We start from the raw sequence: 23,330 nt of genomic DNA on the forward strand, positions 1-23,330 counted from the left end.
GCGCCGGGACTGCGCGCAGCGCGGGCCTGGCGTACCAGACCCGGAATCTCGAGATCACGGGTCCGACGCTCCGGGCCGCGCTTGCGCGGTCCCGTCGCGTCGTCCCGGGATGACAGATAACGCTCAGAGCAGCCCTGCCCCGCGCGCCCATTTGTACTTGGCGCCCAGCACCTCGACCGGCAGCTCGGTCGAATAGGCGTAGGCCGGGATGCCGTTCTGGTAGAGATATTCGGCGGCTTCCTCGACCTCGACGTCGCCGGCGAGCGAGGCGACCATCGGCTTCACGAAACCCTTGGCCTCCATCTCCTTCTTCACCTCGACCATGTTGCGGGCGAACACCATCGGCGGGGTGACGATGGTGTGCCAGTAGCCGAGGATCAGCGCATGGATGCGCTCATCCGACAGGCCGAGCTTGACCGTGTTGACGTAGGTGATCGGCGGCTCGCCGCCGGTGATATCCACAGGGTTTCCGGCCGCGCCGAACGGCGGGATGAACTTGCGGAACGCCGCATCGAGGTCCGGCGGCATCGACATCAGCGACAGTCCGTTGTCGACGCAGGAGTCCGACAGCAGCACGCCCGAGCCGCCGGCACCGGTGATGATCAGTACGTTCTCGCCCTTCGGCGTCGGCAGCACGGGTACGCCGCGGGCGAATTCGAGCAACTGGCGCAGGGACCGCGCGCGGATCACGCCGGATTGCTTGAACACGTCCTCGTAGATCCGGTCGTTACCGGCGAGCGCGCCGGTGTGCGAGGACGCCGCCTTCGCGCCTGCCGAGGTGCGGCCGGCCTTGAGCACGACGACCGGCTTCTTCTTGGAGACGCGTTTTGCCGCTTCCGCGAAGGCGCGGCCGTCCTTGAGATCTTCGCAGTGCTGCGCGATCAAATTGGTGTTCGGATCCTGCTCGAAGAAGGCGAGCAGATCGTCCTCGTCGATGTCCGACTTGTTGCCGAGGCCGACGATCGCCGACACGCCCATCTTGGCCGAGCGAGAGAAGCCGATGATGGCCATGCCGATGCCGCCCGACTGCGACGACAGCGCCGCGTGACCCTTGACGTCATAAGCCGTGCAGAAGGTCGCGCAGAGATTGGCCGGGGTATAGTAGAAGCCGTAGATGTTCGGCCCCATCAGGCGAATGTCGTACTTCTTGCCGACCTCGACGATCTCGGCCTGGAGCTCGGGCGCGCCAGCCTCCGCAAAGCCCGACGGGATCAGCACCGCGCCGGGGATTTTCTTCTCTCCGCATTCGGTCAGCGCCGCCGCCACGAACTTCGCGGGGATCGCGAACACCGCGACGTCGATCACGCCGGGCACATCCTTGACACTCTTATACGCTTTGTAGCCAAGGATCTCGGCGGCCTTGGGATGGATCGGATAGATCTCACCCTTGTAGCCGCCGTTGATCAGATTCTTCATCACGGAGTTGCCGATCTTGCCGTCTTCGGCGGAGGCGCCGACCACCGCGACCGCCTTCGGCTGCATGATGCGGTTCATCGCCGCGACGATCTCTTCGGTCGGGCGCGGCTTCGGCTTGGGAACGTAGGCGAAGTCGACGACGATACGGACGTCGGCGGCGGTTGCGCCCTTCGCCGTCGCGAACACCGGGTTGAGGTCGAGCTCGACGATCTCAGGGAAGTCGGTGACGAGCTGCGAGACCTTGACGATGACGTCGGCGAGCGCCGTGCGGTTCACCGGCTCGCCGCCGCGCACGCCCTTTAGGATCTCATGCGCCTGGATGCCGTCGAGCATCGAGAGCGCGTCTTCCTTGGTCGCAGGTGCGAGGCGGAAGGTGATGTCCTTCAAGACTTCGACCAGCACGCCGCCGAGGCCGAAGGCGACCAGCTTGCCGAACGAGCCGTCGGTGATCGAGCCGACGATGACTTCGGTGCCGCCGGCCAGCATCTGCTGCACCTGGATGCCCTCAATCTTGGCATCGGACTTGTATTTCTTGGCGTTGGAAAGAATGGTCTCGTAGGCCTTTTCGGCTTCCTCGGCCGTCTTGAGGCCGACAATGACGCCGCCGGCTTCGGTCTTGTGGAGAATGTCCGGCGAGACGATCTTCATCACGACGGGGAAGCCCATCGCGGACGCCATCTTGCCGGCTTCGCCCGCCGACTTGGCCACGTCCTCCTTCGGCACCGGAATTCCGTAGGCGTCACAGACCAGCTTGCCTTCCGGCGCCGTCAGGCTGGTGCGGTTGTCCGCCTTGACCTGGTCAAGCACCTTGCGGACGGCATCTTTGGAATTGGACATGTGGCTTCTCCCTTGACCTTAGTTCGTTCTTAGCAAAGCGCGCGCGGTTAGCGGCTGCCGGTGATGCGTGCCATTCGCCGCGCTCTGTTCCAGGGCGGAACGGAGTGGCATAAGCCCAAGACTACTCCGCCGGCTTGGATCAAAAATGGCTGGCGATGGCATTTGGTATGCCAGAAGCCAACTTGTCAAGCCAGTGTGCCCCTTAGAACGCCGCAAAAATCGCCGGCTTGACATTCTGGCATGTGGTATGCCAAAAACTTTCCCGTTAATATTCCTGTAAAAGACGACTCCCACCTGGAGGAGATTCGTCGTGTCACTACGGAAACCAACCAAGGCGTTGCCGAATATGGCCGAGGCAGACATCGCAATCGTTCGCATTGCCCCGGAGAGCAGCTTCAAGAACAAGGCGTATGACGCTTTGAAGGAAGCCATCCTCAAGATGGACATCTACTCGACGCCCGAGCCGGTGATGCTCGACGAGCGCGCGCTGTCCGAACGGCTGGGCGTCAGCCGCACGCCGATCCGCGAAGCCATCGCGATGCTCGAGCAGGACGGATTCGTGAAGACGGTGCCGCGCCGCGGCATCATGGTGGTGCGCAGGACCAAGACCGAGATCGTCGACATGATCCGCGCCTGGGCAGCGCTGGAAAGCATGGCCGCCCGCCTCATCACCACCACCGCGCGCAAGAAGGACATCACGGCGCTGCGCGACTTCTTCAAGGACTTTGGCAAGGACCGCCTGCCCGAGGATCATGTCGAGGAATATTCGCGCGCCAACATCGCCTTCCACCAGGCGCTGATCTCGCTGTCGGAATCACCCGTGCTGGTCGATCTCACCAACGACCTGCTGCTGCACGTGCGCGGCTATCGCCAGTTGACCATCGGACGCAAGGACCGAACCGCGACGTCGCTGCCCGAGCATCTCGGCATCATTGAAGCGCTGGAAGCGCGCGACACCGAGCTCGCCGAGAAGCGCGCCCGCGACCACACCCTTGGCCTTGCCGCTTACGTCGAAGCGCACGGCCAGGAACTATTCACGTAGCTCTTTACCTAGCAAACGTTCACCAGAAGGGCGAAGCACTCGCCCCACTACGAGAGATCAGGGAGACAAGGCCCATGCTGAACACCGCGACCAAGTCCGAAGCACCGGGCACCGAGCAGGAACTGACGGATGGCTTCCATCTCGTCATCGACGCGCTCAAGCTGAACGGCATCAACACCATCTATAATGTGCCGGGTATCCCGATCACGGATTTGGGCCGCATGGCGCAGGCCGCCGGTATTCGCGTGATCTCCTTCCGTCACGAGCAGAACGCCGGCTACGCCGCAGGCATCGCCGGCTATCTTACCAAGAAGCCCGGCGTGTGCCTCACGGTCTCCGCGCCCGGCTTCCTCAACGGTCTCACTGCGCTCGCGCATGCCACCACCAATTGCTATCCGATGATCCTGATCTCGGGCTCCTCCGAGCGCGAGATCGTCGACCTCCAGCAGGGCGACTACGAGGAAATGGACCAGCTCGCGATCGCAAAGCCGCTGTGCAAGGCGGCCTACCGCGTGCTGCACGCCCAGGACATCGGCATCGGCTTTGCCCGCGCCATCCGCGCCGCAGTCTCCGGCCGTCCCGGCGGTGTCTATCTCGATCTGCCGGCAAAGCTGTTCGGCCAGGTGATGAACGCCGATGCCGGCCAGAAGTCGCTGGTCAAGGTGATTGACGCTGCACCCGCACAGATCCCCTCGCCCGCTTCGGTGAAGCGCGCGCTCGATGTGCTCAAGAGCGCCAAGCGCCCGCTCATCATCCTCGGCAAGGGCGCGGCCTACGCGCAGGCCGATGAGGAGATCAAGAGCTTCGTCGAGAAGAGCGGCGTGCCGTTCCTGCCGATGAGCATGGCCAAGGGCCTCCTCCCCGACACGCATCCGCAATGCGCCGGCGCCGCCCGTTCGACGGTGCTGAAAGAGTCCGACGTCGTCATGCTGATCGGCGCGCGGCTGAACTGGCTGCTGTCGCACGGCAAGGGCAAGAGCTGGGGCGAAGCGCCGAAGAAGTTCATCCAGGTCGACATCGAGCCGAAGGAGATGGACTCCAACGTCGAGATCGTCGCGCCCGTGGTCGGCGACATCGGCTCGGTCGTCTCCGCCTTCAACCAGGCGATGGGCCCAAGCTGGACCGCCCCGCCCGCCGAATGGACCAAGGCGATTACGTCCAAGCGCGAGGAGAACGTCGCCAAGATGGCGCCGAAGCTCATGAACAACAAGTCGCCGATGGATTATCACGGCGCACTCGGCGTGCTGAAGAACGCGATCAAGGAGCACCCCGAGGCGATCCTCGTCAACGAAGGCGCCAACACGCTCGACCTCGCGCGCGGCGTCATCGACATGTATCGCCCGCGCAAGCGTCTCGACGTCGGCACCTGGGGCGTGATGGGCATCGGCATGGGCCAGGCGATCGCGGCCGCACTCGAGACCGGTCATCCCGTACTCGCAGTGGAAGGCGACAGCGCGTTCGGCTTCTCCGGCATGGAGGTCGAGACCATCTGCCGCTACAATCTTCCGATCTGCGTCGTCATCTTCAACAATGACGGCATCTATCGCGGCACCGACGTCAACGGCGCCAACTCCGATCCCGCGACGACGGTGTTCGTCAAGGGCGCGCGCTACGACAAGATGATGGAAGCTTTCGGCGGCGTCGGCGTGAATGCCACCTCGCCCGACGAGCTCAAGCGCGCAGTCAATGAGGCGATGGAGTCCGGCAAGCCGACGCTCATCAACGCGGTGATCGATCCGGCCGCGGGGTCGGAGAGCGGCCGCATCGGCAACCTCAATCCGCAGAGCGTTCTGCAGAAGAAGAAGTAACTCCGGGTCATTCCCCGCGCAGGCGGGGAATCCAGTATTCGCCGGACCATCCATTGTGGCGAGCACTGAGCCCAACCGAAACGATCGCGAATACTGGATGCCCGCCTTCGCGGGCGTGACGGAAACAGAGTGGTAACAGGAGCAACACGATGACCAAAGCGCTTGAGGGCGTTCGCATTCTCGACTTCACCCACGTCCAGTCCGGACCGACCTGCACGCAGTTGCTCGCCTGGTTCGGCGCCGACGTGATCAAGGTGGAGCGTCCGGGCGTGGGTGATATCACGCGCGGCCAGCTGCAGGACATCCCGAACGTGGACAGCCTGTATTTCACCATGCTCAACCACAACAAGCGCTCGATCACGCTCGACACCAAGAACCCCAAGGGCAAAGAAGTCCTGACCGAGCTGATCAAGAAGTGCGACGTGCTGGTGGAAAACTTCGGCCCCGGCGTGCTCGATCGCATGGGCTTCCCCTGGGAGAAGATCCAGCAGATCAACCCCAAGATGATCGTCGCCTCGATCAAGGGCTTTGGCCCTGGCCCGTACGAAGACTGCAAGGTCTATGAGAACGTCGCGCAGTGCACCGGGGGCGCCGCCTCCACCACCGGCTTCCGCGACGGCCTGCCGCTCGTCACCGGCGCACAGATCGGCGATTCCGGCACCGGCCTGCATCTGGCGCTCGGCATCGTCACCGCGCTCTATCAGCGCACCCACACCGGCAAGGGCCAGCGCGTCACCGCAGCGATGCAGGACGGCGTGCTCAACCTCTGCCGCGTCAAGCTGCGCGATCAGCAGCGCCTCGCCCACGGCCCGCTCAAGGAATACAGCCAGTTCGGCGAAGGCATTCCGTTCGGCGACGCCGTGCCGCGCGCCGGCAACGATTCCGGCGGCGGCCAGCCCGGCCGCATCCTGAAGTGCAAGGGCTGGGAGACCGATCCCAACGCCTACATCTACTTCATCACGCAAGCCCCGGTCTGGGAGAAGATCTGCGACGTGATCGGCGAGCCGACCTGGAAGACCGATCCGAACTACGCCAAGCCGGCTGCCCGCCTGCCGCGCCTCAACGAGATCTTCGCCCGCATCGAGCAGTGGACGATGACCAAGACCAAGTTCGAGGCGATGGAAATCCTCAACAAGGACGACATTCCCTGCGGCCCGATCCTGTCGATGAAGGAAATCGCCGAGGATCAGTCGCTGCGCGCGACCGGCACCGTGGTCGAGGTCGATCACCCCACCCGCGGCAAATACATCTCGGTCGGCAACCCGATCAAGCTGTCGGATAGCCCGGCGGAAGTGACCCGCTCGCCCTTGCTCGGCGAGCACACCGACGAGATCCTGCGCTCGGTGCTCGGCTTCAGCGACCACCAGGTCGCCGATATCCACAAGTCCGGCGCACTCGATCCGCCCCAGAAGCAGGCCGCGGAGTAAGCGGAAAGCAGTTCGCCGCGAGACAAAGGGCCGCCCGTCGAGGCGGCCCTTTTTGCATGAGAATGCCTGCCGTCACGGGGCATCAACGTAAAAAGTCGAAAAACAACCCCATGCACAGTAGCTAACTCCTTGGTCGAAAAGGGATTGCTGATTTTGCGAAACTTTCTTTGACCCGTCGGGCAAAACAGGAGTATTATGCCATGGTCCAAAGCTACGGAGGCAGGCTCGGCTAAGAGCTTGCACCCTTCACCCGCCCTTCGCCCTCGTCTGAAACGACACTGCGAGTGTCCAGAACGACTTCGCCGAGCAGTTGCAGCGTCTTGGCTTTGAATCCGCGGAATGTTCGGCCAAACCAACGTTGAATTCAGATTGGTCATCGAGGAACCGATACGGTGACCCACGGTTATTATCCTGACCGGTGCGCTCTCAGAAGTGCGGGCGCGCCTCCTTCACGGCGAGTGACTGAGCGCCTCGCAAGAGATCTGTTCAACGCTGAAGACTTGGCCGCCTTTCTCGTCCGGAGGGTGTCTATCCTTGTCAGCGTGGGCGCCGGAGGCGTGGCATTCAGCTATCGTCCGGACCACGCTCGTTGATCAAATCGAGGTCGAAATGTTGAAAGATCAATCCTCTGATCGCGCCAAGCGCGAAGCCAACAAGGCGTTCAAGCCTGTCAAAACCCAAAAGCCGATGAATGACTATGCGAAGGACCAGCAATCCTTCAACGAGAATCGCGAGCGATTGAAAGCGGAGCGATTGGCCCGCGAGGCCAAGCCCAAGAGCCACTCCGAATAGCAGCGTTGTGGACCAGTTCCGGATCGCACTGGGCGAGCTGCATCGAAATGGACGCCCGACGCCGGCCTAGAGCAAGATCCGGACCCGAAGCGCCGCGTTAGCGCGAGTGTGAAGCGGCTTTCCGAAAAGATCACGGTCAAACAATGACCTAGGCACGATGGCGTTTCATCCCGATCTCATCGCACTTTAGAGCATCGAGAGCACGACGACCCCGTCCTCGAGCTCCCCCGAAGCGAGCCGCGTTCGCGCGATGCGCTCGAATTCCGTCCGGTATTTCTGAAGATAGCTGAAGGCCTGCTTCTGCGTCTGAAACGTGGTGGCCAGTCGGCACATCTGCCGGCCCGCGCCGAGCGCGAGAAAGAAAGTGATGGTGCCACCGCCGTCCGATTTAATTCTAGGCACGACCCGCATCCTTTGCATGTGACCGGCCCTCCGGATGTCGTCGGCAGTATGGAGCCGACTATCGCCGCAGCTTCTTGTTGCGCTTGGCCGTTACAGGCGCCGGCAACGATGCTTGAAGGGTTGCGTCGGCGACTTCCTTGGCTTCGCGCAGCTCTCGAAGCCGCGCCATGTTCTTGCGAACGTCCACGGCCTGCTTTTCGGCGTCCGCCATGGCGCGCGCGCCTTCTTCAGCGGCCAAACGCTGGCGATTGGAGCGTGCGACGGCTTCAGGCGACGGTTCAGCCGATCTCTTGGCGCTCATTGTTCACCTGCTCGACAACGGACAAAACCCGCTCAATCGGGGGATCGAGCGGGTAGCGTGGCCGTTTCAGTACATCCGTGAAACGGCGCCAGGGCCTTTATGCCAGCGAGAGATTTTCTGCGCTGACCTTGCCCCGCATCTTGTCGGTCTTGAGCTCGAAGTTGACCTTTTGGCCCTCAGCGAGACCCGCAAGACCAGCCCGCTCGACCGCGCTGATGTGAACGAACACATCATTGCCGCCGTCGTTAGGCTGAATGAATCCAAAGCCCTTTTGGCCGTTGAACCACTTCACAGTACCTGTCGTCATGTTCTTCTCCAAAGCGCACACGCGCACATTCCGCGTGAACGTCACGCAGAAAAAATTCATTTCGTCGATGTCTCTGGAAAGGAGCCCGCAGGCGCATTCAACAAGGCACAGCGGCTGAACGAACAGCCTCAACATATACCTCATCATCATCAATTGCAAGGCTTGGCGGAATTTAATGCGCGCATGAGATCGGCGGACGTTTTCGGCTTTGAAGATTGACACCCACACGGTGTCCGCGGCGAAGTGAGCTACGCCATTCGCAAGCGTCGATCTGACGCTAGCAGGCTCAATTGGCCGAGAGTGTCAACGGATGGACCGCTATCGAGCGCCCACCGCGCGCGGCTGGCAAGCTGTTCACCGAAGAACTTCACCACGTCTGCCTCTCCCGCGGCCTGCGCTGGCGAACCGAGACAAACGAGAACGACGGTGACAGCCCAAAGCGTGCGCAAAGGAAGCCCTAGGGTGCGTACTCATAAAATCTGCTGCTAAGAGTAGGCGCGCGTGATGTCCGCTGTCCTCCAACAGCGGCACGAAAGCGGACGTTGTCGGACTTCCGAGAATGGCAACTCCGGACTCATGCGCTGCAGAAGAGTACCGACATGTGATCGCCTTGTGGACATTGGAAGTTATTCGGGCAACCCCGCTTTGCGAAAGCCCTCAATCATCAGCTTCGCGGTTTTTGATAGCTGGCTCCTGTCGATCCACGCCGAAATCGTGAAACCAGGATCGATCTCAAGCATGCGAGCCACCGCCTCACGGGCCTCGGCGTCGCGTCCGAGATAGGCGAAAGCAGATATGAGGCAGCGATATGGTCCTGGATAGTAGGGGTTGAGACGTAAGGCTTTCTTCGCTGCAATGATGACCTCGTCAAAGCGACGAAGCTCGATAAGGGCAAACCCTATCCCGGTCAGCGCTATGAATGCTTGCGGGTCTACCGGGCTCATTCGCATGGAGTGTTCAAAGCTCCGGATCGCTTCCTCTGGCTGCCCCGCAATCTTATAGACCCAGCCTCTGCGGTGCCATGCGTAGTATGAATTCGGGTTGAGCTTGACCGCCCGGTCGGACATCTCGATCTCGCTCTCGCAATCGCCGACAAGGAGCGCCGAAATCAAGGCAACACCCGCTAACGTGTCGGGATCACCATCGTCGAGGCTCAATGCCAGGCGCATGAGCCGAACGGCTTCCATGCGTTCGAATTGAGGATCGATGGCATAATTCCTGACCACGTTCTCCGAATGACAGGCACCTGCCAGAGCGGCGGCACCAGCAAATCCGGGATCAAGTTCCAAGGCGCGCTTGACCAGTCGGAGCCCCTCGGCCAACCCTTCGCGGGTCGATGGGACCGTTTGCTGTATGGCCCGGAGATAGAGATCATACGCGGTGAGGTCTTCCGGTCGTCGCCGCGATGCCAGTGCAAGTTCGGCTTGAAACAACTTTGGCCGAATGGCTGAGACGACGGCGAGCGTGATGTCGTCCTGCAGCGCGAAAATGTCCGTCATGTCGCGCTCGAACCTGTCCGCCCAGATGTGGGTACCTGTAGCTGCTTCAATCAACCGGCCCGTTATGCGAACTTTCCCCGAGGCCTTGCGAACCTCACCCTCCAGGACATAACGCACGCCAAGCCGGCGCCCGACGTCCTTAATGTCGACCGCCTTGCCCTTGAAGGTGAAACTTGAATTGCGCGCGATCACGAACAACCCTTTGAACCGCGAAAGCGCGGTCGTGATCTCACCAACCATCCCGTCAGCGAAGTACTCTTGCTCGGGATCGCCAGACATGTTCGCGAACGGCAGCACGGCAACGGAGGGCCTGTCGGGTACTGCAGGAGCACTCACGGGCGAATCGACCGGATTTGGGCTCGCAACATCTTGCACCTCCCGCACCTGTCCCACGAAACGGAATCCCTTGCGCGGAAGCGTCCTGATGAGGCGCTGCTCCTCGCCAGTATCGCCGATGGCAGCGCGGGCAGCATTGAGGCGGGTCGTCAGCGCGGCATCGGACACAACGCGGCCGTGCCAGATGGCGCCGATGAGATCGTCCTTGCTGACGACGCGCTCCCGGTTCCGGATCAGGTATTCGAGCAAATCGAACACCTGTGGCGTAATGGAAACGACCGTTGCTCCGCGATGCAACTCGCGCCAGTCAGTGTCGAATACGTACTCTGCAAAGAGATAGCGCAAAATGCGAATCCCGTTGGATGAAGGCTCCCATGACGGGGTAGCGTTCTGGCCTCACCGGAAATCGCGAGAATAAGCCGCCGGTACGGAAAATGTAAGCTGCCGGTTAAGCGTCCGCGCCAATCCCGCGGCACTCTCCGGTCGGTGCAAAAACACCGTCCTGGAGACGCCGCAATGACCCGACGCATGGCACTACATGGCTGGAATGGACATCCGAATCGACCCGGCATGTCACCGGTTTCATCTGGAAATATTGGGCTGCCGTTCAGGAGCGCCGCAAGGGCCAAAAACTGCGCGCCACCTTGTCCAACTTGAGCGACACGGAGCTGATGGATATCGGCACCACGCGCGGCGAGATCGACTACGTCGCCTCGCACCAAGGTATTGACCCTCGAGGCATCCGATCCGGTGAATGGCTGCGATATCTGCCAACCGTGGACGGCCAGATTGGGCCTACCGACCGATAGGAGTCACGTGCGCCGTATTGCTGCGCCTGAAGTCCTTTCTGATCTTCCTCAGACACCACATTGGAACTGGTCGCGGTAAAGTCCAGAAGGGGCCATTTCCGGATGTAAGCGCCGCAACAACAAAGAGAGGAAGCCTCTTGCTTTAACGAAACTGCGCAACGGATCCCACTGGTGGACCAGACCATCGATCTTGGATCATGCGCGGGGTTCACTAGACGGTGAACGAGGTATCACGTCATGCTGCCCGGAATGAAACAGCGGACACGAGGATGTCCATCGATGTAGTGCTTCCAGACCATGGTCCGTCCGGCAAGATTTGGTTGCTTGACGACAGCGCCGTCTGGCACGAGCACCCATTCGTCGTCGATGCGAACGCGATATTGTCCGTGATCGGACTTCCAGTTCGGTTCGGAGACCACGTAGGCGTCGGAGTCCTCACAGCACTTCCCGAATTCGCTTTGCAGACTCTCGAACCAGGGCTTCAACGGGGAATTCGCATAGCGGCCGTCATCTCGCGCAAATGTCGCGGTCGACACCAGCAGCAGGAGGCAAATTTGAGCTGCCAAGCGCTTCATCGCTCTGATCGCCAGCATTTCGTCACCTCGGCCATCTCGGAAAATCAGTTTCGATTCAGCGCAGCTGGCGTAATGGGCAAGGAGCGCAGGAATACGAAGCGGGAGGTCACTGGTATTTCCGCGTCGGCGCGACCATCCTGGCCGATGAGAATGAGACCAGCTCCCCCATTTGCGACGGTCAGGATGACCTCTTCACCAGTCCACGTCCGGATCGGGTTCATCCCGATGACGAGAAACTCACCTACGGGCTGGTCCAGATATTGAAGCCTGAGCTACATATCAGCTCCGCTGGGGTGCGATCGTACCGCAGGAGGATGCAATTGCTTTACTCCTTTTCGGATTTCACGCTGGATACGGAACGACGGGAGCTGCGGCAAGGAGCCGAGATAATCTCTGTCGCGCCACAGGTATTCGATCTTCTGAACTATTTGATCCGGAACAGGGAACGCGTTGTCAGTAAGGACGAGCTCATCGCCGGCGTTTGGAATGGTCGCATCGTCTCGGATGCCGCTCTGACGACGCGCATCAATGGTGCGAGGTGTGCAATCGGCGACACTGGCGAGAAACAGGACCTCATCAAGACGCTCCCGCGCAAAGGTTTCCGTTTCGTGGGTGCAGTGCAGGAAGCCGGGAGCTCCGCAATAGACACGGTTGGCTCAGTCGAGCGAACCGGCGACACGCCGCCGCGCCTATCCATCGTCGTGCTACCCTTCACGAACCTTAGCGCTGATCGTGAGCAGGACTATTTCGTGGATGGTGTAACCGAGAGTTTGACCACAGACTTGTCGCGCATCGCCGCTTCATTTGTAATCGCACGGAACAGCGCCGTCTCATACAAGGGTAGAGCAGTCGATGTACGGCAAGTCGGCCGCGAATTGAACGTTCGTTACGTGCTCGAAGGTTCAGTGCAACGCAGCGGCAAGCGGCTTCGCATGAACGTGCAGTTGATTGATGCTATCAGCGGCCAGCATCTTTGGGCCGAGCGCTTCGAGAAGGCTGTCGTTGACCTGTTCGACATGCAGGACGAAATCGTATCCAGGCTTGCCAATACGTTGGGTAGCCGGCTCATCGAGGCTGAGGCGCAACGAGCCGAACGTACGCTGAGTCCCGATGCAATGGACTTATACTTCCAGGGCCGGGCCTGGCTGATGACGGGGTTTAGCCTTGAATGCTTAACGCGAGCGCGGAGCTTCTTCGAACGCTCTCTAGCGTGCGACCCCGGCAACGTCGAAGCAATGATTGGCCTGGCAAATGTTGATACGGCAGTTGGAGCCAGCTTTACGACGGATGATGGGCCTGCGCGGTTTGAAGCGGCCGAGGCGATGGTGAATAAGGCATTGTCGATCAGGCCGAACCACACTTCAGCCCACTTGGCTCGGGGTCGGGTCCAGATCTTTACGAACCGGGCCGCCCAAGCCATCCGTGAATTCGAGCATGCGTTGGCGCTGGATCGAACAGGGCCAACGCTCATGCTGCCCTTGGTTTTGCCAAATTCTATATGGGGCGCGCTGCCGAGACCGAAGGCCACATATTCGAAGCTTTACGTCTCTCCCCTCGCGACGTTGAGGCCTACCAATGGGCGTGTTTTGTAGGCGTGGCCAAGCTACAGCTGGGTTCGGACGTCGAAGCGGTCAGTTGGCTACGACGAAGCACTGAGGCGAACCGCAACTTTCCTCTCGCTCATTTGGCGCTCGCCGCTGCGTTAGGCCTGACCGGCGCCCTCGATGAGGCGCGAACTGCTGCAAGAACGGGACTTGCGCTCAACTCAGGTTTCACCATCCGTCGCTTCCGCACTGCTCAACAAAGCGACAATCCGACTTTTCTTGCTGGGCTGGAGCGCGCGTGTGAAGGCTTCCGCCTCGCTGGCGTGCCGGAAGGGTGATGGACGTTTCCGGTCAAAAACCGACTTTAGCGCGTTCCTGCGCCACGTCGGCTTCGGGTCATGAACGACAAAAAGTGAGCATAATAGGTTCGCTTTCGGGTGCATAGCGACCAGTTGAGCCTGCCAGCCGAGCCATGATTCAAGCCATCCATCGGAAGGGGTCGAATCATGCGCTACGAACTCACGGACTATGAGTGGTTTGCCATTAAGCCGATGCTGCCGAATAAGTGGCGCGGCGTGCCACGAGTGAATGACCGTCGTGTCCTCAATGGCATCTTCTGGGTCTTGCGATCCGGGGCACCGTGGCGCGACCTGCCGGAAAGCTTCGGTCCGTACACGACCTGCTACAATCGGTTCGTTCGCTGGCGACGGGCGCGCGCGTGGTCCAAGCTCATTGAGCGTACTGGCTGGTGCCCATGATGCTGCCGTGCAGCGATCTGGGGCTTTGCCGCGCTTGCTTCGGACCTTGCCGGCAGCCTTCCAAGCCTAATCGGCATCGGCGCAATGGCTGCATTCATGTTTTGGGCGGGCCGCCGGTCCTTCGCAACGGCACGCGCAGCTTGAATTCTACGACGGGCGAAGTGAGTGGCGGTCGGCCCGTTGGCCTCGTGGACGCCGCACGCAGCCCATCGGGCTCCTCCCAGCGAGTCCTTCGAATTGCGGTTCGCGCTCCCTCGTAGACTATAGGGAGACCGCTGAAACCAAGAAGCCCTCGCTAGTTTGGAGGGCTTTCAACTCTATCACTTCCGCGCGCCGCTCTTCTTTGTGGACTGGCCACCTGGAGTGCTGGTGCCTGAACTGTCGGTCGTGCTGGAAGACGTGCCCGTCGTCATCCCACCCTTCGATTTAGCCGTTTTCTTGGTGGTATCGCTTGTTCCGGCCACTCCGGCCTGCGCGCCCTGCTGGCTCTGACTCGGTTGCGCCAGTGCTGCGGTTCCCATCATCGAGGCGATCATCGTACTCACTAAGAGCTTCTTTATCATTGATCTATCTCCCGTCCTGATCGCGAACAACAAGCCGGCGCGCTCCGCGTTCCTCCGGCGCGGCGGTTCTAGGCCCGAACCGATTCCTCATCGCGGATGGGGGCCATTTTGAGAGTTCATCTAACTCGCATCGCATCAATTTAAGTCAACTGGCTGCGTTGGTCGCAAAGAAGCGTTTTCTGTTCCTGAAGACCGTCTTGACCGGATTTAGCTGCCCTTAATGTCTGGCGCTTCAACCTGCCACAAGCGGGAGCACGAGCATGCGTCTGTTGGTATTCGGTTTGATCGCCGTCGGCATCGCCGGTTTTGCTGCCTACGACCAGTACGACAAGAAGGCGAATTTTCAACGCGTCGATGCGCGCGTCAGCGCCGTGACCGATCAGTGCTACCTGGAGAAGGTCGAGCGCGGCATTCTCTCCAAGACGACGTCGACCTCCGATCTGCTTCGCTGTGACCAGGCCGAATTCCTGACGCGCGAACACCCGAAATGGCAGGGCTACGAAATCAAGCACAAGATCGAGGTCAAGTTCGCCTATGTGTCTCCGGTCGACGGGACCACGCATTTTTCGAGCCTGAGGATGTCCGGCTTCCCCAACGGTCAGCCTTTGAGCATGGGGGACGTCCTTCCGGTTCTGGCATCGAAGACCAAGGCGGACAAGACACGCCAAGCCTGATTGGCCGGGCCGGCGCGCGGACCATCGCAGGCACCGACGCCTAACAAAAATCTGCAAAGCCGTGTCGGATCGGCAGCCTCCCCGTCGTCCTCGTGACATGAATGGGCCATAGACGCCAAACTCGGGCCCATTAATTCACTGAGGATAACAATCATGCCCAGCACTGTCCGTCTGCACCGCGTCTTGGCCACCAGCCCGGAGAAAGTCTATCGCGCCTTCCTGGAGGCCGACGCGATGGCGAAATGGCTTCCGCCGAACGGCTTCACCTGTACCGTGCATCATTTCGAGCCCAAGGTCGGGGGCACGTTCAAGATGTCGTTCCGGAATTTCACGACGGGCAACAGCCATTCGTTTGGCGGCGAATATATCGAGCTCGTCCCGGGCGAACGCCTCCGGTACACCGACAGGTTCGACGATCCTAACCTGCCGGGTGAGATCCAGGTCACCGTGATCCTGAAGAAGGTCTCGGTCGGCACCGAAGTCGACATCACGCAGGCCGGCATCCCCGACGTCATCCCGCCGGAGGCCTGTTATCTCGGCTGGCAGGAATCGTTGCGCAACCTGGCACGGCTCGTCGAGCCGGAGATCAACCAATAGCCGGGTCCGCGTTTGACGCAGCGGGGTGATCTGTTCGACCAAATTCGCAGATTTCCCCGCATCGTCATTGCGAGCCAACGGGTCCGCGCGAAGCGCGGCCCGATGACAGGCTCCGCGAAACAATCCAGAATCGTTCTGCCGAGGGACTCTGGATTGCTTCGCTGCGCTCGCAATGACGTAGAATGGGGAACTCTCCGAGAGAACAACTCACATCGAGTCTGCAGATATCTACGGAGCCCAATTGAGCTGCGGCTGCCTGCGAGGCAGATCCGATCGATTGCGAACGATCGTTACGCGCCCGCCCTCGATTCAACGCCGCCGCCGGCGGTCCATCTGTCCGGGTCGGGGCTGTGTCCGATCAGCGCGAGACCATACGCGATCGACTCGAACTGGTCGCCCGACATCAGCCGTTCGTTACCGAAACGCTCGGCGAACAGCTTTCGGACAGCCGGCACGAAGGACGTGCCGCCGGTCAAAAATACCTTCTCCACCTCGCGCCCGGTAATGCCTGCCTCGCCCAGCACCTTGTCGACGGTGGCCCCTAACCGGGCGATATCGTCGGCAATCCAAGATTCGAAATTTTTCCGTGTGATGGCCGCGCCGATGTCGACCCCGCCGCCTCCAAAACGGAAGTCCACCTCGTCCTGCGCCGACAGCGCCACCTTGGCGTCGGACACCGCGCGGTACAGCGAAAAGCCGAGGTCGAGATCGACGATGGTGATGAAATCCTCGAGCAGAGCCGGCTTCAGCGCGGTGCGCGCAAGCTCGCGCAGCTCGCGCAAATCGCCGTTGCTCTTCATCATCGCGAGCTGATGCCAGCGAGCGAGGTTGGTGTAGTGGCCGCTGGGGACCGGCAGCACCTTGTCGAACGAGCGGAAGCTGGAACCTTTGCCGAGCCGCGGCGAGACGACATGGTCGACAATGCGATAGTCGAACGTGTCGCCCGCAATGCCGATGCCGGCGTGTCCCAGCGGCTCGGCGCGAAGGCTGCCGCCTTTGCGCGAGAAACGCATCACGGAAAAGTCGCTGGTGCCGCCGCCGAAATCCGCAACCAACACGGTGGCATCCCGCTCCAGCCGGCGGGCGAAGGAGAACGCCGCGCCCACGGGCTCATAGACGTAGCGCGCGTGGCCGGCACCTGAGCGCTCGAACGCGGCGCGATAGCGCTGCATCGCCAGCGCCTCGTCGGGATTGCCGCCGGCAAAGCGGACGGGGCGGCCGACCGTGATGTTTGCGGCCTCGAAGCCGAACCGGTCCCCGCCGTGGCGCGCCAGCGTCCGCAGGAACGCCGCCAAAATATCCTCGAACTTGTAACGCTGGCGGAACACCTGGGTGGTGTTGAAGCTGGAGCTCGCCGCAAACGTCTTGAACGACTGGAGGAAGCGATAGACGTGGCGCCCTTCGAGAAACTGCTCGACCGCCCATGGACCGCCCTCGGCCTGGGCGCCGGCTCCCGGCCGATCCTCCCAGAAGCACAGCGCCGATACGTAGACGCTGTGGCGCTGTCCGCCATGGTCGAAGCGGATGGCCTCGACCCGGCGGTCGTCCGCCGCGAGCGCGACGACCGTATTGCTGGTTCCAAAATCGATGCCGATCGAGACGGCGGGCGAGGCGCTCGACATGAACCACTCTGACGGATGATTGGATAAGGGGGCGGACCACTAACGGCTTTGCAGGGCCGTGCCAAGGCCCACCGTTGCGGTGCGGCCGGACCTTGGCGTCCCATCGCTGCGAAATCACGCGCGATCCGGGATGATTTAGCCAGCTTTTCGCACCTTCGGCACTGGAACGACCCATCTGCCCCGCCGCACCAGCAATTTTATTTCCGAAACGGCTCCGTTAATTCAGCATTTATGTTGCAATGCGAAAGCTTGCGTACTGCTATGCAACCAAGACCATAGACAGTGGTATCTGGTATACATAGATTGCCCCCGAAATGAGACAGCAAGGCTGACTGTTCTCAAGAAAGGGATTTCCGATGTCCAAGACCGCTTCCGTTGCTCTGGCCCCCTCCTCCTCGCTGTTCGCCCGCCTGATGGCCACAATCGACAGCCTCCTGATGGCGAGCGCCAAGATTTCGAATCACAACGGCGACCTGCCCCGTTTCGGCCTGTAAGAAGGCCCTGCCCGCCTGCCGAACGGCGGGATGGCAGACTTCGCAGACCCTACGTTTGATCAAATGGCCTCGCATGTCGGGGCCATTTTTTCGTTTTGCGCGCTCCTTGGCTCGCGACCACAACTGCGACGATTGGTCCGCCGGTGGGACCTGCCGATCAGATTGTTTGCCTACTGGCATCTCGCATACCATCGCCCGAACGATTGCGTAATCAAAGGCCTAAGAGGGGAAACAGTCACCGCAGGGCGGGGCGGCCGAGGGGCACACCTGCCGCGAGCGTTGGCGGAGCCTTAGCCGAAAGGAGCGGATGCCGCGCGTTGTCCCTACTCATAGAGTTTCTACCGGACTGCCATGGGAGATCGACCGCAAGGGTGACCCCAGGCATCTGAATCGAGATGGGCTGACGCAAGCCGACAAAGATCGGCTGCGTTGAGGATTCGACAGGGAGAGAAACAAGATGAGGCCATTCGTTCTGAATGTCGCTTTGGCGGCAATCGCGATGTCGTGCGCCAACAGCACCGCAAGCCGTGCTGCCTGGGAGCCAGTCCGTCCGGTCGAGTTCATCGTGCCCGCGGGCACCGGCGGCGGCGCCGATCAGATGGCACGCACCATCCAGGGCATCGTCACCAAGCACAGTCTGATGAAGCAGCCGCTCGTCGTCATCAACAAGGCCGGCGGCGCGGGTGGCGAGGGCTTCCTCGATGTGAAGACGTCGTCGGGCAATCCGCACAAGATCATCATCACGCTGTCGAACCTGTTCACGACGCCGCTGGCAACGGGGATTCCGTTCAACTGGAAGGATTTGACCCCGGTGGCGATGTTGGCGCTCGACGAATTCGTGCTGTGGGTGAATGCCGAGAAACCGTACAACACCGTCAAGGACTACGTCGACGCCGTGAAGAAAGCCCCGAGCGGCTCATTCAAGATGGGCGGCACCGGCTCCAAGCAGGAAGACCAGATCATCACCGTCGGCATCGAGAAGGCAATCGACGCAAAATTCACCTACATCCCCTACAAGGGCGGCGGCGAAGTCGCCGTTCAGCTCGTCGGCAATCACGTCGATTCGACGGTCAACAATCCGATCGAGGCGGTCGCGCAATGGCGCGGCGGCAAGCTCCGTCCGCTCTGCGTCTTCGACGCTCAGCCGATGGCCTATGACGAGCCGATCGCCGACGGCAAGGCCTGGAAGGATATTCCGACCTGCAAGTCGCAGGGCCTGGCGATGGAATATCTCATGCTGCGTGGCATCTTCATGTCGCCCAAGGCCACGAAGGATCAGATCGAATACTACGTCGAGCTGTTCAAGAAGGTCCGCGCCACGCCGGAATGGCAGGATTTCATGAAGAGCGGCGCCTTCAACACGACGTTCCTGACCGGAGCCGAATACGCGAAGTGGGTCGAGGCCGAGGAGAAGCGCCACGAAGGCTTGATGAAGGAAGCCGGCTTCCTCGCATCGGGGAACTGACCCGAGACATCGACGGCTGAGGACGCTGGGTCGTCCTCCATCTGCCGCGACCGCGCAAGACTGCGTCCGCCTGGAGGTCCCATGACTGAACGATCCGGATCCGAATCCGGCCCCGCACACAAGACGCTGGAAATCGGCATGGCGCTGTTGATCGGCGTCTTCGGCCTGGTCGTGATCTTCGGCAGCCTGAAGGCCGGCATCAACTGGGGCGCGGAGGGCCCGCGTGCCGGCTTCTTCCCCTTCTATGTCGGCGCCGCCATCGTCGGCGCAAGCGCCATCAACCTCTGGAGCGCGCAGCGCCACGACGACGGCCGGCTGTTTGCAGAATGGGGACAGCTTCGCCAGGTCATGAGCGTCGTCGTGCCCACGGCGATCTATGTCGGCTCGATGCCGTTCATCGGCCTCTACGTTGCCTCGATGATCTTCATCGCCTGGTTCATGCGCTGGCTCGGCGGTTATCGCTGGCTCACGACCATCGCGGTGGCGATCGGCATGCCGGTCGTGACCTATCTCGTTTTCGAGCGCTGGTTCCTGGTCCCGCTTCCCAAGGGCCCGTTCGAGGAATGGCTTGGTTTGTAAGAGCTGCGCCGTCACGCAATCATTGCTGCAGGACGTATCGATATGGAAGAGTTGGCCAACCTGTTTCACGGCTTCGCGGTCGCCCTGCAGCCCTACAATATGATGCTGATGATCATCGGCATCACGCTCGGAGTCATCATCGGCGTGCTGCCGGGGCTCGGCGGCGCCAATGGCGTTGCGATCCTCCTTCCCCTGACCTTCAGCATGCCGCCGACGTCGGCGATCATCATGCTGTCCTGTATCTATTGGGGCGCATTGTTCGGCGGCGCCATAACCTCGATCCTGTTCAACATACCCGGCGAGCCCTGGTCGGTGGCGACCACCTTCGACGGTTATCCGATGGCACAACAGGGCAAACCCGGTGAGGCCCTGACCGCCGCCTTCACCTCCTCCTTCGTGGGCGCGCTGTTTGCGGTCATCATGATCACGCTGGTCGCGCCCCTCGTCGCGGGCTTCGCGCTGCGATTCGGTCCGGCGGAGAAGTTCGCGGTGTACTTCCTCGCCTTCTGCAGCTTCGTTGGCCTCAGCAAGGAGCCGCCGTTCAAGACCATCGCGGCGATGATGATGGGCTTTGCGCTCGCGGCGGTCGGCCTCGATTCGATCACGGGCCAGTTGCGGCTGACCTTCGGCGTCACCGAACTGCTCAACGGATTCGACTTCCTGATCGCCGTGATCGGCCTATTCGGTATCGGCGAGATCCTGCTGACCATGGAGGAAGGACTGGCTTTCCGAGGCGGCAACGCCACCATCAATCTTCGGGTCGTGCTTCAGACCTGGCGGGAATTACCCGCCTATTGGATGACCTCGCTGCGCTCCTGCCTGATCGGGTGCTGGATGGGCGTCACGCCCGCCGGCGCAACGCCGGCCTCCTTCATGAGCTACGGCATCGCCAAGCGCCTGGCGCGACGCGGCAACAATTTCGGCAAGGGCGAGATCGAGGGCGTGATCGCGCCCGAGACGGCCGCCCATGCCGCGGGCACCTCGGCGCTGTTGCCGATGCTCTCGCTCGGCGTGCCGGGCTCCCCGACCGCCGCCGTCCTGCTCGGCGGATTGTTGATCTGGGGCCTGCAGCCCGGCCCCATGCTGTTCGTCGAGCAGAAGGAATTCGTCTGGGGCCTGATCGCCTCGATGTATCTCGGCAATCTCGCCGGCCTCATCGTCGTGCTCACCTGCGTGCCGATCTTCGCCGCGATCCTCCGCGTGCCCTTCGGCATCATCGCGCCGCTCATCCTGGTGCTCTGCGCGATCGGCGCCTATTCGGTGCACAACAGCACCTTCGACGTGATGCTGATGCTGGTGTTCGGCGTGCTGGGCTACCTCCTGAAGAAGTGCAACTACCCGCTCGCACCGCTGGTGCTCGCCATCGTGCTCGGCGACAAGGCAGAGGAAGCCTTCCGCCAATCGCTGTTGGGATCGCAAGGATCGCTCGGCGTGTTCTTCTCCAACGGCCTCGTCAGCACCATCATGGCGCTCGGTCTGGTCGCCCTGTTCTGGTCCGCGATCCAGGAAGGCTACAGCCGGCTGCGGACGTCGATGGTGTGACGCGCGATCTCCGCGCGCGGCCGTGCGAAGCCCTCCAGACCTTCTGGGATAAGCAATTCCACCATTTGCAGTCACCGACCCACCGGACGGCGCTGTGTGCGAACAGCGCACAAGTGGTCGTGTGCCGAGGGCACGGGCTTTTTCACAGCGTGCTTGCGGCTCGCCGCGTTGCAGAAATCGGCCGTTGAATCAATGGTTTGAATGGCACAACCGCTAGGCCCCCCGGCACGCCGGCAGCAATTCAGCCTTTACAATCCCGCAGCCAAGGCGCATGTGAGCAAGCCCGCGATATTTCGCCGCACCCTCAGTCCCTAGCTTGAATCTTGGCATAATGAATACCAGGATGCGAGCCAGCGCATGCATAAAAAATGATCGGCGCGTTCGGGAGGGTTTTAATGACGGACATGGTGCAGTCAGCAGCGGCCCCTAGTGTCACACGTGTAAGCGATGCTTTTCGCTGGGCGCAATTGGCCATCGGCGTAGGCGCGATGGTGATGATCGCCAACTATCAATACGGCTGGACGTTCTTCGTCCCCGACATCCAGAAGACGTTCGGCTGGGATCGCGCCTCGATCCAATGGGCGTTCACCCTCTTCGTTTTGTTCGAGACCTGGCTCGTGCCGGTCGAGGGATGGTTCGTCGACAAATACGGTCCGCGCATCGTCGTGCTGGTCGGCGGCGTGCTCTGTGCCATCGGCTGGGCAATCAACGCGCAGGCCACCACGCTCAACGGCTACTATCTCGGCATGATCATCGCGGGCATCGGCGCCGGCGGCGTCTACGGCACCTGCGTCGGCAACGCGCTGAAGTGGTTTCCGGACAAGCGTGGTCTTGCTGCGGGTATCACGGCCGCAGGCTTCGGTGCAGGCTCTGCGCTGACCGTCGCGCCGATCCAGGCCATGATCAAGGACAGTGGATTTCAGACCACCTTCCTCTATTTCGGCCTCGGGCAAGGCATCATCATCTGCATCCTCGCCTTCTTCCTGCTGGCGCCGAAAGCGGGCCAGGTGCCGAACGTGGTGGCGAACGCCAATCTGCTCCAGACCCGCCGCAACTATCAACCGACCGAGGTGCTGCGTCAGCCGCTGTTCTGGCTGATGTACTTCATGTTCGTGATCGTCGGCGCTGGCGGGTTGATGGTGACGGCGAACCTGAAGCCGATCGCAGCCGACTGGAAGGTCGACAACGTGCCGGTCACGCTGATGGCGGTGACGATGACGGCGGTGACGTTCGCGGCGACGATCGACCGCGTGCTCAACGGCCTGACGCGTCCGTTCTTCGGCTGGATCTCCGACATGATCGGCCGCGAGAACACGATGTTCATCGCCTTCGGCATGGAAGGGTTCGGCATCTGGATGCTCTACCTCTGGGGCCACGATCCGATCTGGTTCGTGCTGCTCTCGGGCTTCGTGTTCTTCGCCTGGGGTGAGATCTACTCGCTGTTCCCCTCGACCTGCACCGACACGTTCGGCGCCAAGTTCGCGACCACCAATGCCGGCCTGCTCTACACCGCGAAGGGCACCGCCGCGCTGCTGGTGCCGATCGCCAACTACATGCAGCAATCGTCGGGCACCTGGGACAGCGTGTTCATCATTGCGGCCGGCGCCAACATTCTGGCTTCATTGCTGGCAATCGCGGTGCTGAAACCCTGGCGCAAGGTCGTGGTCGCGAAATCGACCGTCTGACCCGCTCCGCTACAATTCACTCAGCAGGACGCCCGGCCTCACGGCCGGGCGTTTTCGTTGGGTGCGAAGGCCCCCGCGATGCCCCCCAGAAATCACGATGGAACCTCGCGCATTCTTCAATGTGGCGCCAAGTTAGGGCTTGCAATCTGGAATATCGTATACCAATGTTCGGCCCGCGCCTGCGACGATAAGCCACAATATTTGCGACATCAGGTCATCTTGCGATCCTGCGTCGCAGCCAATCAGGCGCCTTGGG

20 protein-coding genes and 3 pseudogenes are annotated in these 23,330 nt (G+C 61.4%); 14 read left to right on the forward strand and 9 right to left on the reverse strand.

Annotated elements, in window-relative coordinates:
* Positions 1-123: 123 nt before the first annotated feature.
* On the reverse strand, positions 124-2,253 hold the full coding sequence (locus IVA96_RS03740; RefSeq protein ID WP_247415418.1) for an acetate--CoA ligase family protein: 2,130 nt from the start codon (positions 2,251-2,253) through the stop codon (positions 124-126).
* Positions 2,254-2,599: 346 nt separating this feature from the next.
* On the opposite strand from IVA96_RS03740, the gene IVA96_RS03745 reads away from it, so the two are divergent.
* The 4 genes from IVA96_RS03745 (at position 2,600) to IVA96_RS03760 (ending at position 7,322) form a co-directional block, all read left to right on the forward strand.
* The gene (locus IVA96_RS03745; RefSeq protein WP_247278275.1) at positions 2,600-3,295 is read left to right on the forward strand and encodes a GntR family transcriptional regulator; all 696 of its coding nucleotides are present in this window, start codon (positions 2,600-2,602) and stop codon (positions 3,293-3,295) included.
* Between the two features lie 74 nt (positions 3,296-3,369).
* Positions 3,370-5,103 (forward strand): oxalyl-CoA decarboxylase, encoded by a 1,734-nt coding sequence (gene oxc / locus IVA96_RS03750; RefSeq protein ID WP_247415420.1) that lies wholly within the window; start codon positions 3,370-3,372, stop codon positions 5,101-5,103.
* A 149-nt stretch (positions 5,104-5,252) separates the two neighbouring features.
* On the forward strand, positions 5,253-6,530 hold the full coding sequence (gene frc / locus IVA96_RS03755) for a formyl-CoA transferase (protein ID WP_247278261.1): 1,278 nt from the start codon (positions 5,253-5,255) through the stop codon (positions 6,528-6,530).
* A gap of 609 nt (positions 6,531-7,139) precedes the next feature.
* Entirely contained in the window at positions 7,140-7,322 is a 183-nt protein-coding gene (locus tag IVA96_RS03760; protein ID WP_247306267.1) for a hypothetical protein, read from the forward strand.
* A gap of 186 nt (positions 7,323-7,508) precedes the next feature.
* On the opposite strand, the gene IVA96_RS03765 is transcribed toward IVA96_RS03760, so the two are convergent.
* The 4 genes from IVA96_RS03765 to IVA96_RS03780 form a co-directional block, all read right to left on the reverse strand.
* On the reverse strand, positions 7,509-7,733 hold the full coding sequence (locus tag IVA96_RS03765; RefSeq protein ID WP_247278277.1) for a hypothetical protein: 225 nt from the start codon (positions 7,731-7,733) through the stop codon (positions 7,509-7,511).
* Positions 7,734-7,782: 49 nt separating this feature from the next.
* The gene (locus tag IVA96_RS03770) at positions 7,783-8,025 is read right to left on the reverse strand and encodes a transcriptional regulator (RefSeq protein WP_247278262.1); all 243 of its coding nucleotides are present in this window, start codon (positions 8,023-8,025) and stop codon (positions 7,783-7,785) included.
* A gap of 97 nt (positions 8,026-8,122) precedes the next feature.
* Positions 8,123-8,332, reverse strand: coding sequence for a cold-shock protein (locus IVA96_RS03775; protein ID WP_007593324.1), 210 nt, complete (start codon positions 8,330-8,332; stop codon positions 8,123-8,125).
* A 626-nt stretch (positions 8,333-8,958) separates the two neighbouring features.
* Entirely contained in the window at positions 8,959-10,512 is a 1,554-nt protein-coding gene (locus tag IVA96_RS03780) for a winged helix-turn-helix domain-containing tetratricopeptide repeat protein (protein WP_247415422.1), read from the reverse strand.
* Between the two features lie 239 nt (positions 10,513-10,751).
* Between IVA96_RS03780 and IVA96_RS35550 the strand changes: the two genes are divergently transcribed.
* Positions 10,752-10,976, forward strand: a complete 225-nt coding sequence (locus IVA96_RS35550) for a DUF1127 domain-containing protein (protein WP_346347880.1) — start codon at positions 10,752-10,754, stop codon at positions 10,974-10,976.
* Between the two features lie 230 nt (positions 10,977-11,206).
* Here the strand turns inward: IVA96_RS35550 and IVA96_RS03790 are convergent, their stop codons facing one another.
* Entirely contained in the window at positions 11,207-11,569 is a 363-nt protein-coding gene (locus IVA96_RS03790) for a hypothetical protein (protein ID WP_247415426.1), read from the reverse strand.
* A gap of 26 nt (positions 11,570-11,595) precedes the next feature.
* Positions 11,596-11,823, reverse strand: a pseudogene (locus IVA96_RS03795) (hypothetical protein); the annotation flags it as partial.
* A 42-nt stretch (positions 11,824-11,865) separates the two neighbouring features.
* Between IVA96_RS03795 and IVA96_RS03800 the strand changes: the two are divergent.
* Positions 11,866-13,433, forward strand: a pseudogene (locus tag IVA96_RS03800) (winged helix-turn-helix domain-containing protein).
* A gap of 168 nt (positions 13,434-13,601) precedes the next feature.
* A pseudogene (locus IVA96_RS03805) lies at positions 13,602-13,832 on the forward strand (transposase); the annotation flags it as partial.
* A gap of 341 nt (positions 13,833-14,173) precedes the next feature.
* Here IVA96_RS03805 and IVA96_RS03810 read toward each other — a convergent pair.
* Positions 14,174-14,416 carry a hypothetical protein gene (locus tag IVA96_RS03810; RefSeq protein ID WP_247275826.1) on the reverse strand — a complete coding sequence of 81 codons (243 nt, stop codon included), beginning with the start codon at positions 14,414-14,416 and terminating at the stop codon, positions 14,174-14,176.
* 260 nt (positions 14,417-14,676) lie between these two features.
* Here IVA96_RS03810 and IVA96_RS03815 point away from each other — a divergent pair, with 260 nt between their 5' ends.
* Positions 14,677-15,090 (forward strand): hypothetical protein, encoded by a 414-nt coding sequence (locus IVA96_RS03815; protein WP_247415428.1) that lies wholly within the window; start codon positions 14,677-14,679, stop codon positions 15,088-15,090.
* Positions 15,091-15,243: 153 nt separating this feature from the next.
* Positions 15,244-15,687 (forward strand): SRPBCC family protein, encoded by a 444-nt coding sequence (locus IVA96_RS03820; protein ID WP_247275828.1) that lies wholly within the window; start codon positions 15,244-15,246, stop codon positions 15,685-15,687.
* 290 nt (positions 15,688-15,977) lie between these two features.
* Here IVA96_RS03820 and IVA96_RS03825 read toward each other — a convergent pair whose 3' ends face one another.
* Positions 15,978-17,309: an Hsp70 family protein gene (locus IVA96_RS03825; protein ID WP_247415430.1), complete on the reverse strand. Its 1,332-nt coding sequence runs from the start codon at positions 17,307-17,309 to the stop codon at positions 15,978-15,980.
* A gap of 356 nt (positions 17,310-17,665) precedes the next feature.
* Between IVA96_RS03825 and IVA96_RS03830 the strand changes: the two genes are divergently transcribed.
* From IVA96_RS03830 to oxlT, 5 genes are all read left to right on the forward strand, one after another.
* A complete protein-coding gene (locus IVA96_RS03830) occupies positions 17,666-17,803 on the forward strand; it encodes a hypothetical protein (protein WP_247415433.1) in 138 nt (45 codons plus the stop codon).
* A gap of 499 nt (positions 17,804-18,302) precedes the next feature.
* Complete coding sequence (locus IVA96_RS03835; protein WP_247275888.1) at positions 18,303-19,268, forward strand: tripartite tricarboxylate transporter substrate-binding protein; 966 nt, start codon at positions 18,303-18,305, stop codon at positions 19,266-19,268.
* An 81-nt stretch (positions 19,269-19,349) separates the two neighbouring features.
* Positions 19,350-19,847 (forward strand): tripartite tricarboxylate transporter TctB family protein, encoded by a 498-nt coding sequence (locus IVA96_RS03840; RefSeq protein WP_247301221.1) that lies wholly within the window; start codon positions 19,350-19,352, stop codon positions 19,845-19,847.
* Positions 19,848-19,889: 42 nt separating this feature from the next.
* The gene (locus tag IVA96_RS03845; RefSeq protein WP_247275832.1) at positions 19,890-21,389 is read left to right on the forward strand and encodes a tripartite tricarboxylate transporter permease; all 1,500 of its coding nucleotides are present in this window, start codon (positions 19,890-19,892) and stop codon (positions 21,387-21,389) included.
* Between the two features lie 395 nt (positions 21,390-21,784).
* Entirely contained in the window at positions 21,785-23,074 is a 1,290-nt protein-coding gene (gene oxlT / locus IVA96_RS03850) for an oxalate/formate MFS antiporter (RefSeq protein WP_247275833.1), read from the forward strand.
* Positions 23,075-23,330 lie beyond the last annotated feature (256 nt).

The organism is Bradyrhizobium sp. 159, assembly GCF_023073795.1.
In the GTDB taxonomy this organism is placed as follows: Bacteria; Pseudomonadota; Alphaproteobacteria; order Rhizobiales; family Xanthobacteraceae; genus Bradyrhizobium.

Excerpts from the sequence above, each read along its gene's own strand:
- IVA96_RS03825 (WP_247415430.1), bottom strand. The coding sequence starts at position 17,309 with ATGTCGAGCGCCTCGCCCGCCGTCTCGATCGGCATCGATTTTGGAACC.
- IVA96_RS03840 (WP_247301221.1), top strand. The coding sequence starts at position 19,350 with ATGACTGAACGATCCGGATCCGAATCCGGCCCCGCACACAAGACGCTG.
- IVA96_RS03830 (WP_247415433.1), top strand. The coding sequence starts at position 17,666 with ATGTCCAAGACCGCTTCCGTTGCTCTGGCCCCCTCCTCCTCGCTGTTC.
- IVA96_RS03820 (WP_247275828.1), top strand. The coding sequence starts at position 15,244 with ATGCCCAGCACTGTCCGTCTGCACCGCGTCTTGGCCACCAGCCCGGAG.
- IVA96_RS03740 (WP_247415418.1), bottom strand. The coding sequence starts at position 2,253 with ATGTCCAATTCCAAAGATGCCGTCCGCAAGGTGCTTGACCAGGTCAAG.
- IVA96_RS03790 (WP_247415426.1), bottom strand. The coding sequence starts at position 11,569 with ATGCTGGCGATCAGAGCGATGAAGCGCTTGGCAGCTCAAATTTGCCTC.
- IVA96_RS03765 (WP_247278277.1), bottom strand. The coding sequence starts at position 7,733 with ATGCGGGTCGTGCCTAGAATTAAATCGGACGGCGGTGGCACCATCACT.
- oxc (WP_247415420.1), top strand. The coding sequence starts at position 3,370 with ATGCTGAACACCGCGACCAAGTCCGAAGCACCGGGCACCGAGCAGGAA.
- IVA96_RS03815 (WP_247415428.1), top strand. The coding sequence starts at position 14,677 with ATGCGTCTGTTGGTATTCGGTTTGATCGCCGTCGGCATCGCCGGTTTT.
- IVA96_RS03770 (WP_247278262.1), bottom strand. The coding sequence starts at position 8,025 with ATGAGCGCCAAGAGATCGGCTGAACCGTCGCCTGAAGCCGTCGCACGC.
- frc (WP_247278261.1), top strand. The coding sequence starts at position 5,253 with ATGACCAAAGCGCTTGAGGGCGTTCGCATTCTCGACTTCACCCACGTC.
- IVA96_RS03835 (WP_247275888.1), top strand. The coding sequence starts at position 18,303 with ATGTCGTGCGCCAACAGCACCGCAAGCCGTGCTGCCTGGGAGCCAGTC.
- IVA96_RS03810 (WP_247275826.1), bottom strand. The coding sequence starts at position 14,416 with ATGATAAAGAAGCTCTTAGTGAGTACGATGATCGCCTCGATGATGGGA.
- IVA96_RS03775 (WP_007593324.1), bottom strand. The coding sequence starts at position 8,332 with ATGACGACAGGTACTGTGAAGTGGTTCAACGGCCAAAAGGGCTTTGGA.
- IVA96_RS03745 (WP_247278275.1), top strand. The coding sequence starts at position 2,600 with ATGGCCGAGGCAGACATCGCAATCGTTCGCATTGCCCCGGAGAGCAGC.
- IVA96_RS03760 (WP_247306267.1), top strand. The coding sequence starts at position 7,140 with ATGTTGAAAGATCAATCCTCTGATCGCGCCAAGCGCGAAGCCAACAAG.
- oxlT (WP_247275833.1), top strand. The coding sequence starts at position 21,785 with ATGACGGACATGGTGCAGTCAGCAGCGGCCCCTAGTGTCACACGTGTA.
- IVA96_RS03845 (WP_247275832.1), top strand. The coding sequence starts at position 19,890 with ATGGAAGAGTTGGCCAACCTGTTTCACGGCTTCGCGGTCGCCCTGCAG.